Below are 11,633 nucleotides of genomic sequence, written 5' to 3'. Positions count from 1 at the left end.
GTGCGGCGATCCTGTTCTCGGGTAACTGGATGCTGCACGAGATGATCACGTACACGACGCAGCTGTTCGAGAAGATCCCGACGCTGCTCGGCTGAGCTCTTTCAACGCGCGAAGGCCGCCCCTCGAATACGAGGGGCGGCCTTTTCTGCGGCCTGCACCAGGGCGACCGTCTGGTCGACGGTCGCCGCCCGGTCGGCCGCGAAGGCGTCGTCGATCACGACCAGCGGGTCGGCGGGGTAGACCAGGGCCGAGATGTGCAGGTGGCCGCCCGGGACGTCGGCGGCGCCGAGCGCCAGCCGCAGCCGGTTGGACCGGTACATGCTCTCGTTCGACAGGTAGTTGCCGCCGCCGCCCGACTGGGCCTGGCCGCCGGGGGAGGGGCCGTCGGTGCGGCACTGCACCGGTCCGGCCGGCCGGGTGCCCGCGGGCCACTCGCAGAGGCGCGGGTTCAGCGCGGTGGGCCACGGGCCGGTGCCGGCGTCGACCATCGCCTGATAGGGCAGCGTGGTCTCGATGAACTCCGGCGTCGGCGACGGCTGGGGCCAGCGCGGCGCCGGCGGAACGAGCTCGGCCTCGCCCTCGTTGTTGTTGTCCGCCGAGCCGCCGCGCCACGCGCCCGCCCACTGCTCGATGTTCATCACGCCGCGGTTGCCCTGGCTGATGGTCATGATCAGGTCGGCGCGCTCCCGGGCGAGGGCGGTGAGGTGCGGCCCGAACGCGTCCTCCACGATGCCGGCGTCGAAGCCGCTCCAGGTCACCGGCAGGGCCACCGCCTGCACGCGTACGGTGTGCCCGCCGTCCCGGTAGGTCAGCCCGTCGAGCTGCAACGCGGCCGCCCCGGACGGGTTGGAGCGGCGGATCTCCCCGTTGAGCTGGTACGGGTCGAAGCCGCTCACCAGCACCCGCGCTGCCCCGCGCCCGAACCTCGTGGACGCGACGCCGCGGGACGCGTACTCGTAGACCCGCAGCAGCCCGGCGCGGTCCTCCTCGCCGAGGGGGAACCGGGGGACCCACTGCCGGATGTCGCGGGTGCCCATCAGGCGTGACCAGTAGAGCGGACGGTCGTCGTACCGGTCGATCGTGCCCATCCGCACCCGGCCCTGCGCGCGGGCGACGGCGGTCTCCCACAACCGCGCGCCGTGCCGCTGGAGCAGCCGCTTCGCCGCGGGCAGCGAACGCGCCCGGCACAGGTCCCGCTTCAGCCGCGCCACGTACGGGTCGAAGCCGCCCGCCTCGACCAGCGCATAGGGCACCCGCGAGCCGCCCGGCAGCGCGGGGGTCTCGATCCGGCTCTCCTCGTAGGTGACGGCGGCGGTGCGGTCGTAGCAGTCCGGGGCGGGGGCGGCGGTGGCCGCCTGCGGAACCCCGAGGACCGTGGCGCAGACGGCGATCACTGTGCACAGGCGCACGGGGTACCTGCCTTCACCCTCGCTGGAAGATATCGACCGTCGTAACTATATCCGCCGGGGCGGCCGCGGGAACGGTGGCCGGACGGGTCCGCAGGCCCAGCGCGAGGCCGGCCGCCACCGTCGCGATGCCGGCCCAGACCAGCGGCCGGGGTGCCGGGCCGCCCAGCGCCACGCCGGTCAGCGCCGCCGCGATCGGCGCGATGCCGGTGAGCAGGCCGGCGGTCCCGGCGCCGAGACGGGCCACGCTGCCGTACCAGAGGACGAACGCCACCGCGGTGACCATGACCGCGAGGTATCCGCCGGCGATCAGCTCGGTGGGCCGCAGGGTGGCGGCCGCGCCCGGGCCCTCGTGCAGCACGCCGAGCACGGCGAGCATCGCGGCGGCCAGCCAGGTGGTGTGCACGGACACGCCCGCCGGGCCGTGGCGGCCGAGCACCGGTACGGCGAGCAGCGTGAACGCCGCCTCGCACGCGAACGCCACCGCGGCCCACGCGACCCCGGCGCCGTCCGTACGCCCGAGGCCCTGCACCAGCGCGGCGCCCGCGGTGACGACGACCGCCGCGGCCGGCACGGTACGGCTGGGGGTCCGTCCGTCGAGCAGCGGCCCGGCGATCGCGAGCAGGATCGGCACGGACGCCACCGCCACGCCCAGTACGGCGGGCTCGGCGTGCCGGACGCCCTCCACCAGCGCGACGTTGAAGAGGACCAGCCCGGTGGCGGCGATCCCGGCGAGCCACGCCCACTCCCGGCCGCGGGGCCGGACCAGCGGAATCCGGCGGATCCGCGCGAAGGCGACCAGCAGCAGGCAGGCGACGGCGTACCGCAGCGACTGCGTGGTGAACAGCGGAGCGCCGGCGAGCAGGGCGGAGACCGCGACACTGCCGCCGACGCAGATCATGGCGACGGAACCGGTGACGAGCGAGACAAGACGGGACACGCCCACCATGCTCGTCAGCGGTATGGTCCCCTGGAAGAACCAATACCGAGCCAGACGGGTGGACCAAATCGACTTCCTGGGTGCGCCGCCGGACCGGGGCCGCACGGCATGGCTCGCGGACGGACTGCGCGCCGCGGTCGTCGCCGGGCGCCTGCCGGCCGGCGCCCGGTTGCCCGCCACCCGGGTTCTCGCCGGTGAGCTGGGCGTGTCGCGGGGCGTCGTCGTCGAGGCGTACCAGCGGCTCACCGACGAGGGTCTGCTCAGCGGGCGTACCGGCGCCGGCACCCGGGTCACCGCCCGCGCGCCGCGGCCCCGCGGCGGACCCGCCCGCCAGGAGCCCGGCGGCCTGCGCCTGCCGCAACGCCCGTCACCGGACATCGAGCTCGACCTGTCACCCGGCGTCCCCGACCTCTCGGCCTTCCCGCGCGCTGCCTGGTTGCGCGCCGAGCGGACGGTCCTGGCCGAGGTGACCAGCGCCGATCTCGGGTACGGCGACCCGCGCGGCACCCCCCGCCTCCGGGCCGAGCTCGCGACCTGGCTGGCCCGCACCCGCGGTGTCCGGGCGGGCGCCGACGACATCATCGTCGTCAACGGCGTCGCCCAGGCGCTCGCCCTGCTCTGCCAGACGTCCCGGGCCCGCGGCGTCGACGCCTGGGGCGTGGAGGACCCCGGCTCCCGAGGCTCCCAGGACGAGCTGCGCCACTGGGGGGTGCGTGCGGTGCCCGTACCCGTGGACGCCCACGGCCTGCGCGTGCCGGAACTGACCGCGACGGACCTGGAAGCGGTCCTGCTGACCCCGGCGCACCAGTTCCCGACCGGCGTCGTGCTGAGCCCCCGCCGCCGCCTCGCGCTGCTCGACTGGCCGGGGCTCATCATCGAGGACGACTACGACGCCGAGCACCGCTACGACCGCGCCCCGGTCGCCGCCATGCAGGCCTCGGCACCGGAACGCATCGCCTACTGCGGCAGCGTCTCGAAATCCCTGGCGCCCGGCATGCGGCTCGGCTGGCTGATCGCCCCGCGCCACCTGCACGCCGACCTGGTCACCGCCAAGCACGCCAGCGATCTGGGCAACCCGGCCCTGCCGCAGCTCATCCTGGCCCGGCTCCTGGCCACCGGCGACCACGACCGCCACCTGCGTACGGTCCGCCGCCGCCAGCGCCGCCACCGGGACGCCCTGGTGACCGCCCTGCACGAGCACGTCCCGGCCGCCTGTGTCGAGGGGGTGGCGGCCGGCCTGCACGTGCTGATCACCCTGCCGGGCGACCTCGACGACACCGTCCTGGCCGGACACATCGCCGCGGCGGGCGTCCGGGTCCAGCCGCTGTCCTGGCACCGCCAGGCTCCCGGACCGCCGGGACTGGTGATCGGGTACGCGGCGCACCCGCCGGACCGCCTCCAGGAAGCCGTCCGGCGCATCGGCGCGGCCCTCCGGCAGGCGTGATTCACAAGAAGGCCAGTGGTCAGGATTCCTGACCACTGGCCCTCCGGACTACGGCAGGTGGACCGTGAGCTCCTGGGACGCGCGGTCGGCGCCGCCGGCCCGGCCCTCGGTGGCACCGGCAAGGCGCACCCGCACGTCGATGCCGGTGGGGTCGACTCCGGCACGCTGGAGGCAGCCGGCGAGGTCGACGTGAACGACAGGGTCCGGGCGGCGTCCGGTGCGGCGTCGGCCTCGGCGTCGTGCAGCGGGAAGAGGGACAGCGTGTCGTCCTTTCCGCCGGCCTGGAACTCGTCCGTCAGCGAGGCGGAGAAGTCCGAGAAGTAGCCGCCGAAGCCGAACTCCATGTTCCGGCCATCGACGCCGATCTCGACGCCCCAGTGCAGCTTGCCCATGTCGATGAGGCCGGACTCGCCGGTCCCCGGGATCGCCATCCGCTGCGGGCGCCAGAACGTCAGGCTCAGGCGGCCGTCCGGCGCCTCGAGGTTGCCGGTCATGGGGCTGGCGTCGGTGATCGGATAGGTCACGTCACCGCTGGCCGCGCTCGTCGAATAGTGCGTGACGGCCGGCGTCGTGACGAAGTACGCGGACAGGCTCGTCGGCACGGTGACGACCTCGCCGCTGGTCAGCTGGAAGTTGACGGTGAACGCGTCGCCGGGGTGGATCTGCGCGGTGGTGACCCGCGGCTGCACGCCGGCCGACCAGGTGCTCGGCCGGTCGTTCGGCAGGTTCGGCAGTCCGCTGCCGTCAGGAAGCGCTGTTGCGGCCCACTGCGAGCAGCACCGCGCCCGAGTGGCCGGCGAGCTTGCCACTGATCACCACGGTCGGCCGGGCGGCGGCGACCGCAGCGCTCGGCAGGGCGGTCGGCGCGGCGCACGCGAGCGCGGCGGTCAGAACTGCCATTGGGGCACGTCGCATGAAGGACCTTCCGGCGCTGTCGAACATCGTCAGGGACTGGTCCTATCGGTTGCCCCTAATCGCGTTCTTCTTCGCCCTCGTCGGCGAGCTCGGTCAGCACGTCGGCCGCGTCGCTGCTGCCCGCGGCGGCGAGTCGCCGCAACTCCTCCGTGTCGCCCCGCTCGCCGGCCAGCTGGACCAGCTCGGCCAGAGCGTCGCTGCTGCCGCCCTCCGCGAGGCGACGCAGTTCCGCCATGTCGCCACGTTCGCCGGCCAGTTCGACCAGCGCGCCCACGGCGTCCGGGTCTCCCTGGGCGGCGCGTGCGCGAAGGTCCGACAGTTCGGAATCGGTCATGCCTGAAATCATTCCAGTGCGGACCCGAGGAAGTCGACCAGCAGCGCGTTCACCACGTCCGGGCGTTCGAGGCTGGGGAGGTGGCCCGCCCACTCCAGCTCCACGAGCCGCGCCTCGGGGATCGTGCTCGCCAGGTGGGTCGCGATGGTACGGAAGTCGCTCAGGTCGTGGGCGCCGGCGACCACCAGGCTGGGTGCGTTGATCCGGGCCGGATCGGCCGCGACGCGGATCGGCGGGTATTCGTCGGCAGCCGCGAGCTGGACCTCGAAGGCGTGCCGTTGCATCTCGCGGACCTTCGCGCGGGTGGCGTCGTCCGCGTACGGGCCCAGCCACGTCGTCACGTTGAGGTCGGTGGCGCCGTCGATGTCGCCGGCCTCGAGCAGCGCGTCCTCGCGGTCGCCGAAGGCGCGAAGCTCGTCGCTCGGCTCGTGGCCGGCCAGCGCGGTGCAGAGCAGGGCCAGCGCGCTCACCCGATGCGGCCAGCGGGCGGCGAGCTCCAGGGCGACCCGCCCGCCACCGGAGGCGCCGACCAGCGCGGCCTTCTCGACCGCCAGCAGATCCAGCAGGTCGAGGACGTCGCGTGCGCTGTCGTACGGCCGGTCGGGCACCGGCGTCTCGCCGTAGCCGCGCAGGTCGCAGCGCACGACGAGGTGGCCGGCGTCGCTGAGGGCGGGGATCTGGGGGTCCCACATCCTCCGGTCGCAGGCGGTGGAGTGCACGAGGACGACGGCGGATCCGTCACCGGCCACATCGTGAGTGAGTGTCATGTCGTGATCCTGCTACGTCCGCCGCCGCGGCCGCGACGGGGTCCACGACTCGTGAGTGGATGGTCTACGGTCGGTCGATCAGGATGCCGGTCGAGGGAGGCCGCTGGATGGCAGGTGCCGACACCCAGTTGCAGGCGCTGCGGGCCCTGCACGCCGTGACCAAGCGCGTGCACGCCAGCCTCGATCTGACCCGGACCCTCGACGCCGTGGCCTGCGGTGTCGTCGAGGCCGCCGGGTTCGGGCTGGCCTGCGTCAACCTGGCCGAGTCCAACGGCGACTACACCGCGGTGGCCGTGGCGGGCAGCGACGAGCTGCGCCGGGAGCTGCTCGGCTACCGCGGCTCGGCGGCGACCTGGGCGGAGCTGTTCCGCCGGTCCGAGCGGTGGGGGAACCTCTACTTCGTCGACCACCGGACCGGTGTGCCGGAGGACCTCTACACCTGGGTGCCGGACATCGAGGTGACCGACGACCCGGCGATGTGGCACCCGATGGACTGCCTCTTCGCGCCGCTCATGGCGCCGTCGGGGGAGTGGGTCGGGGTGCTGAGCGTCGACCTGCCCGAGGGGTTGCGCAAGCCCGGTGCCGAGCAGCTCGAGATCCTCGCCCTCTTCGCCGAGCACGCAGCGATCGCGATTCAGCACGCCCGGCTGCACTCGGAGCTGGAACGCAGCCGCGCCGAGGCGCACTACGCCGCCACCCACGACTGCCTCACCGGGCTGGCCAACCGCACCCTGCTGAAGACCCGCGCGGACGCGATCGAGCGGCAGCCCGGCCGGCAGGTCGCGGTGCTCGTCGTCGACCTGGACGGCTTCAAGAAGATCAACGACGCGGCCGGGCACGAGGCGGGCGACGAGGTGCTCCGGGTGATCGCCGGACGCCTGCGTCATCGGCTGCCCGGGCACGAGGTCATCGCGAGGACCGGCGGCGACGAGTTCGTGGCCGTGGTCACCGGCGCCGGCCTGGCCGCCACGATCGGCGACACCGCGGAGCGGCTGCGCGCGGCCATCGCCGAACCGGTCCGGGGCGCCACCGGCCTGCACCGGGTCGGCGCCAGCGCCGGCTGGGCGATCGGCGAGACCGGCGACGACATCGAGGTCCTGACCGCCCGCGCCGACCACGCCATGTATCGCCAGAAGCGCCGGTCCGGCCCGCCGGCGCCCCGGTCCGCGGGCGGGCGCCGGCCGCGGTGGGCGCAACCTTCCACCCCGCCGACGAGTTGATCAACGTGTGCGTCTGATACCCACGAGCATCGCCCTGACCTGCGCGCTCACCGTGCCCGCCCCCCGCGTTCGCCTCGACCCCGGTGGTCGTAAGGGCCGCTGACGGTCCTTCTCACCGCCGGGCCGAGGGGCGGATCGTCGCCCACACGGCCTTGCCGCCGGTAGTGGGCATCGCACCCCACACCGACGCGGCCGCGTGCACCGCGGCCAGCCCGAGTCCGCGCGACGGCAAGGATCCCGACCTGGCCGAGGGAACGTCAATGCGGTGCGGCAGGCGGGGATCGCCATCGCGGACGGCCAGGTGCAAGCCGTCGCCGCGACGCGAGACGAACACCGTGATCGGCGGCGCGGCGTGCTGCACGGCATTGGCCACCAGCTCCGAGACGACCAGCCGGGCCCGGTCGGCGAGCTCGGAAAAGTCCCAGGCCGCACACGCCTCGGTGACCCGTGCCCGGACCCGGGCCGCCGACCACGGATCGGCGGAAAGGCGCATCTTGATCAGCTCCGTCAGCGGTCGCCGCTCGGTCACCGCGGCGCACGCTTGGGCGACGCTCGGATACACCGGCAAGAACCGTGCCGAACCCAGACGCCGCAGCCGGTCCACGATTGCGGTTTCCGCCGGTGCGCACACCGCCACCTCGACCGGCGGATCCATCCCGGCACCCGCCCGCCGGACGGTGAACCACAGCGACACGCTCGTGGCGTACGGATCCTGCACATCCTGCAGGTCGATGATGAGAGCGCCGGGGTGCTCGCTCAGACACTTGCGGATCGCGACATGGGTATCGCGGCGCAGCGGCACGCCCCACGACCCGTGCACCGCCAGGATCACGATCGAGGAGTCCGCGTCCAGAGTGACACTGACCCCGTCGCCCTGCTCCGGATCGTAACGATCGAACAGGTGCGGAACGCGCACCGCGGGAATCTGCCACCCCGCACGATCGGGTGGACCTTCCGAGCTGTGGTGATTCACCGCCACCCTGCCATCGGTCAGACCGCCGTCTCCACCGCACGGCGCGGCGGCTTGTTGCCCAAAGCCTGTCAGCCGGCTGCCCATGGTCACAACCGTTCGTCCAGCCATCATCGCGGACGGGTGTCACATCCGCTGCGGCGGCGGTGCTCTGGAGGGTATGGAGGAACATGTGGCCGTCCTGGCCGCGGACGACCATGACCGGCCGGCCGGGCGGGCAGAACGGAAGGGCGGCGGTGCCGTGACGACTCTCCCGCACCGAGGGGGCGTCCGCGCCGATCTCGAGACGGTCTTCCGGTACGCCTACCCGCGGGTCGTCGGGGTCGCCGCCCGGGTGCTCGGCTCCCGCGACGAGGCCGAGGACGTGGCCCAGGAGGTGTTCCTGACCTTCGGGCGTTCCGCGGTGCCGGCGGGGGAGGCGATGGGCTGGCTGTCCGTCGCCGCGGCGCACACCGCGCTCAACCACCTGCGGTCCGGCCGCCGGCGCGCCGCCCGTGAGGAGTACGTCCGGGAGCGGGATGCGGTCGCCGCGGACACCGCGGACGCGGTCGTGACGCTCGACGAGCGCCGCCGGGTGCGGGCGGCGCTGGCCCGGCTGCCCCGCAGGCAGGCGGTCGCGCTCCTCCTGCGGCACAGCGGCCTCAGCTACGCGGAGGTCGCGGCCGCCCTCGGCCTTTCCCCCGGCAGCGTGGGCACCACCGTGCGGCGCGCCGAGTCCGCTCTACGCAAGGAGTTGAACCGTCATGCGTCATCCGACTGACGGCACACTGCGCCGGCTCGTGGACGAACCGGCCGGAGTCGCGCAGGCCGACCGCGACCATGTGGCGGGCTGCCCGTCGTGCCTGGTCGGGCTCGCCGCCGCGCAGGCCGACGCGGCGCTGACCGGCGCGGCACTGGGCACCGACGTGGCGCCCGACGTGGATGCGGGCTGGGCGCGGCTGTCCCAGGCGGTCGTGGCCGAGGGAGACCGGCGCGAGCGTACGCCCGGCCCGGCCCGGCGGTGGCACACGGCCCTGCGCAGCCCGGTGGTCGCCGTGGTAGGCGTCGCCGCTCTCCTTGCCGGCGCCGGCGCCGCGGCCGCCGCCGACTGGCTGCCGATCTTCCGCGCCGAACGGATCACCCCGGTCGTCGCCCCCGAGGCCGACCTGGTCAAGCTCCCGGACCTGACCGACTTCGGGAAGGTCGAGATCACCGAGAAGGTGACGGTACGGGCGGTGGCAGACGCCGCCGCCGCGCAGAAGGCCGCCGGGCTGACCCTCCCGAAGGTGACCGATCTGCCCCGCGGGGTGACGGGGCAACCGCAGTACCGCGTCGGTGGCCGGGCGAGCGCGGTCTTCACCTACTCCGCCGAGAAGGCCGCCGAGACTGCCGCGGCGGCCGGCGAGACTCTGCCGCCCCCGCCGCCGGGCCTGGACGGCAGCCGGTTCCGGCTCACCGCCGGACCGGGTATCGCCGCGGTCTGGCAGGACGGACGCCCGGTGCCCGCCATGGTGCTGGGCCGGGTGATCGCCCCCAAGGCGTTCTCCTCGGGCGTGCCGTTCGAGACCGCCCGCGACTACCTGCTGTCGCTGCCGATCCTGCCCCGGTCCGTCGCGTCCCAGCTGCGGACGTTCTCCGCCGACGGGACCACGCTGCCGCTGTTCACGTCGGCCGAGGAAGTGATGGCCTCCGCGGCCGACGTCAACGGGACGCCGGCGACCGTGCTCGCCTCCCGGGACGGCCTGATGGCCGGCGTGGTCTGGGTCGACGACGGCGTCATCACCGCGGTGGGCGGCTCGCTGAGCACCGACGAGGTGCTGGCCGTCGCCCGGGGACTGCGGTGAGCGGCCCCGGCCTCCAGGCGGCGGAGCAGCTGCTCGCCGACCTGGCCCCGGCCCCGGCGGTGTGGTGCTCGGGGCTGCGCAAACGGTACCGGCGGCGGACCGCGGTCGACGGCGTGTCGTTCAGCGTCGCCCGCGGCGAGGTGCTCGGCCTGCTCGGGCCCAACGGCGCGGGCAAGACCACGGTCATCAAGATCCTGCTCGGCCTGGTCCGGCCGGACGCCGGCGAGGTGCTGCTGCTGGGCCGTCCGGCCACGGACCCGCGGGCGCGGGCACGCGTCGGCTACCTGCCGGAGCTGTTCCGGTACCAGCCCTGGCTCACCGCCGCCGAGGTGCTGGCCCTGCACGTACGGCTCTCCGGCGGCGCGGTGCCCGTACCGGAGCAGCGCGAATGCCTGGGGAGCGTCGGCCTGGCCGACCGCGCCGGAGACCGGGTGGGCGGCTTCTCCAAGGGCATGCAGCAGCGCCTCGGGCTGGCCGTCGCGCTGGTGGCCCGCCCGGAGTTCGTGGTCCTCGACGAGCCGACGAGCGCCCTCGACCCGCTCGGCCGGGCCGACGTCCGGGACCTGCTGCTCGCGCTGCGGGAGCGCGACGTCGCCGTCCTGCTGAACTCGCACCTGATCGGCGAGGTGGAGCGCGTCTGCGACCGGGTCGTCATCCTCGACAAGGGCCGGGTCGCCGCCTCCGGCACCCTCGCCGAGCTGCTCGGCGGGCGGGAGCTGCGGCTGCGGCTGGACGGGGTGGACGACCGGGCGGAGGCGCGGCTGGCCGCCACGGGACGGCTCACCCGCAGCGGGAGCGCGTACACGGTCGACCTGCCCGCCGATCCCGGACCCGGCATCGTGCCCGACCTCGTGGCCGACCTGGTCGGCCTGGGCGTTCGCATCCACGCGGTCGAGCCCGCGCGGGTCAGCCTCGAGGAACGGCTCCTGGACATCCTCCGCACCGGTTCCGACGAGGAGCACCGATGACCGCCCGCACCGTCCTCACCGTGGCCGCCCTCACTCTGCACGAGGCCGCCCGCCGGCGGGTGCTGCGCTCGCTCGCCGTCCTGACGATCCTGCTGCTCGCGCTCAGCGCCTGGGGCTTCTCCCGGCTCGACGCGGAGTTCGGCGGCTTCACCTCCGGCGAGGGGCGGATGGCCGGCTCCATCGTGCTCAACCTGGTCATGTTCGGCCTCAGCCTGATCGCCGCGCTCGGCACCGCCTTCCTCGCCGGGCCCACGGTGGCCGGCGAGATCGAGTCGGGGATCGCGCTGGCGGTCCTGGCCCGGCCGATCCGCCGCGGCGCGGTCCTGCTCGGCAAGTGGCTGGGGCTCGTCGTCTTCGGCAGCGGGTTCGTGACCGTGGCCGGGCTCGCCCAGTTCGTCATCGTCCGGCTCACCATCGGGTACTGGCCGCCGCACCCGGTGACCGGGCTGGCCATGCTCGCGGCCCAGACGACCGTGCTGCTCACCCTCGGGCTGCTGCTGTCCACCGCGATCTCCCCGATGGCGTCGGGCATCGTGGCGGTGGGCCTCTTCGGCGCCACCTGGATCGCGGGCGTGGTGGGCCTGATCGGCGAGGCCCTCGGCAACGAGAGCGTGGCCGAGGTCGGCACGGTGTCGCGGATGCTGCTCCCGACCGACGGGCTGTGGCGCGGGGCGATGAACGCATTCCAGGATCCGGCCCTGCTGCTGCAGGTCGGCACGGGAGTTGAGGAGTCCCCGTTCCTCAGCATGGCGCCGCTCACGACCGCCTACCTGGCCTGGACCGCCGTGTGGATCGCGCTCGTGCTGGGTCTCACCGCCATCGCCTTCGCTCGCCGCGACCTGTGAG

At 74.2% G+C, this 11,633-nt stretch carries 13 protein-coding genes; 7 read left to right on the top strand and 6 right to left on the bottom strand.

Annotated features, from left to right (window positions below; all coding sequences use genetic code 11):
- Window positions 1–101: 101 nt before the first annotated feature.
- Both AB0368_RS37825 and AB0368_RS37820 read right to left on the bottom strand, forming a co-directional pair.
- The gene (locus tag AB0368_RS37825) at window positions 102–1,409 is read right to left on the bottom strand and encodes a hypothetical protein (RefSeq protein ID WP_366158871.1); all 1,308 of its coding nucleotides are present in this window, start codon (window positions 1,407–1,409) and stop codon (window positions 102–104) included.
- 13 nt (window positions 1,410–1,422) lie between these two features.
- The gene (locus AB0368_RS37820; protein ID WP_366158870.1) at window positions 1,423–2,355 is read right to left on the bottom strand and encodes a DMT family transporter; all 933 of its coding nucleotides are present in this window, start codon (window positions 2,353–2,355) and stop codon (window positions 1,423–1,425) included.
- A 49-nt stretch (window positions 2,356–2,404) separates the two neighbouring features.
- On the opposite strand from AB0368_RS37820, the gene AB0368_RS37815 reads away from it, so the two are divergent.
- Together AB0368_RS37815 and AB0368_RS37810 are read left to right on the top strand one after the other, a co-directional pair.
- On the top strand, window positions 2,405–3,790 hold the full coding sequence (locus tag AB0368_RS37815) for a PLP-dependent aminotransferase family protein (RefSeq protein ID WP_366158869.1): 1,386 nt from the start codon (window positions 2,405–2,407) through the stop codon (window positions 3,788–3,790).
- A gap of 57 nt (window positions 3,791–3,847) precedes the next feature.
- Window positions 3,848–4,114, top strand: a complete 267-nt coding sequence (locus AB0368_RS37810) for a hypothetical protein (RefSeq protein WP_366158868.1) — start codon at window positions 3,848–3,850, stop codon at window positions 4,112–4,114.
- 420 nt (window positions 4,115–4,534) lie between these two features.
- Here the strand turns inward: AB0368_RS37810 and AB0368_RS37805 are convergent, their stop codons facing one another.
- From AB0368_RS37805 to AB0368_RS37795, 3 genes are all read right to left on the bottom strand, one after another.
- Window positions 4,535–4,690 carry a hypothetical protein gene (locus AB0368_RS37805; protein WP_366158867.1) on the bottom strand — a complete coding sequence of 52 codons (156 nt, stop codon included), beginning with the start codon at window positions 4,688–4,690 and terminating at the stop codon, window positions 4,535–4,537.
- Between the two features lie 70 nt (window positions 4,691–4,760).
- Window positions 4,761–5,039, bottom strand: a complete 279-nt coding sequence (locus AB0368_RS37800; protein ID WP_366158866.1) for a hypothetical protein — start codon at window positions 5,037–5,039, stop codon at window positions 4,761–4,763.
- Window positions 5,040–5,047: 8 nt separating this feature from the next.
- On the bottom strand, window positions 5,048–5,806 hold the full coding sequence (locus AB0368_RS37795) for an alpha/beta hydrolase (protein ID WP_366158865.1): 759 nt from the start codon (window positions 5,804–5,806) through the stop codon (window positions 5,048–5,050).
- Window positions 5,807–5,913: 107 nt separating this feature from the next.
- Between AB0368_RS37795 and AB0368_RS37790 the strand changes: the two genes are divergently transcribed.
- On the top strand, window positions 5,914–7,026 hold the full coding sequence (locus AB0368_RS37790) for a sensor domain-containing diguanylate cyclase (protein WP_366158864.1): 1,113 nt from the start codon (window positions 5,914–5,916) through the stop codon (window positions 7,024–7,026).
- 112 nt (window positions 7,027–7,138) lie between these two features.
- On the opposite strand, the gene AB0368_RS37785 is transcribed toward AB0368_RS37790, so the two are convergent.
- Window positions 7,139–8,083 (bottom strand): ATP-binding protein, encoded by a 945-nt coding sequence (locus AB0368_RS37785; protein WP_366158863.1) that lies wholly within the window; start codon window positions 8,081–8,083, stop codon window positions 7,139–7,141.
- Between the two features lie 73 nt (window positions 8,084–8,156).
- Between AB0368_RS37785 and AB0368_RS37780 the strand changes: the two genes are divergently transcribed.
- The 4 genes from AB0368_RS37780 to AB0368_RS37765 are packed head-to-tail and all read left to right on the top strand — an operon-like array spanning window position 8,157 to window position 11,632.
- On the top strand, window positions 8,157–8,756 hold the full coding sequence (locus AB0368_RS37780) for a sigma-70 family RNA polymerase sigma factor (RefSeq protein ID WP_366158862.1): 600 nt from the start codon (window positions 8,157–8,159) through the stop codon (window positions 8,754–8,756).
- Window positions 8,740–9,819 carry a hypothetical protein gene (locus tag AB0368_RS37775; RefSeq protein WP_366158861.1) on the top strand — a complete coding sequence of 360 codons (1,080 nt, stop codon included), beginning with the start codon at window positions 8,740–8,742 and terminating at the stop codon, window positions 9,817–9,819. Before AB0368_RS37780 ends, AB0368_RS37775 begins: the two co-directional genes overlap by 17 nt.
- Window positions 9,816–10,787, top strand: a complete 972-nt coding sequence (locus AB0368_RS37770) for an ABC transporter ATP-binding protein (protein ID WP_366158860.1) — start codon at window positions 9,816–9,818, stop codon at window positions 10,785–10,787. The genes AB0368_RS37775 and AB0368_RS37770 overlap by 4 nt, the downstream gene beginning before the upstream one ends.
- A complete protein-coding gene (locus AB0368_RS37765; RefSeq protein WP_366158859.1) occupies window positions 10,784–11,632 on the top strand; it encodes an ABC transporter permease in 849 nt (282 codons plus the stop codon). Before AB0368_RS37770 ends, AB0368_RS37765 begins: the two co-directional genes overlap by 4 nt.
- The last annotated feature ends 1 nt before the right edge of the window (window position 11,633 follow it).

Source organism: Actinoplanes sp. NPDC051475 (genome assembly GCF_040689425.1).
Lineage (GTDB): Bacteria > Actinomycetota > Actinomycetes > Mycobacteriales > Micromonosporaceae > Actinoplanes.
This window is presented reverse-complemented; position numbering and strand designations above follow the sequence as displayed.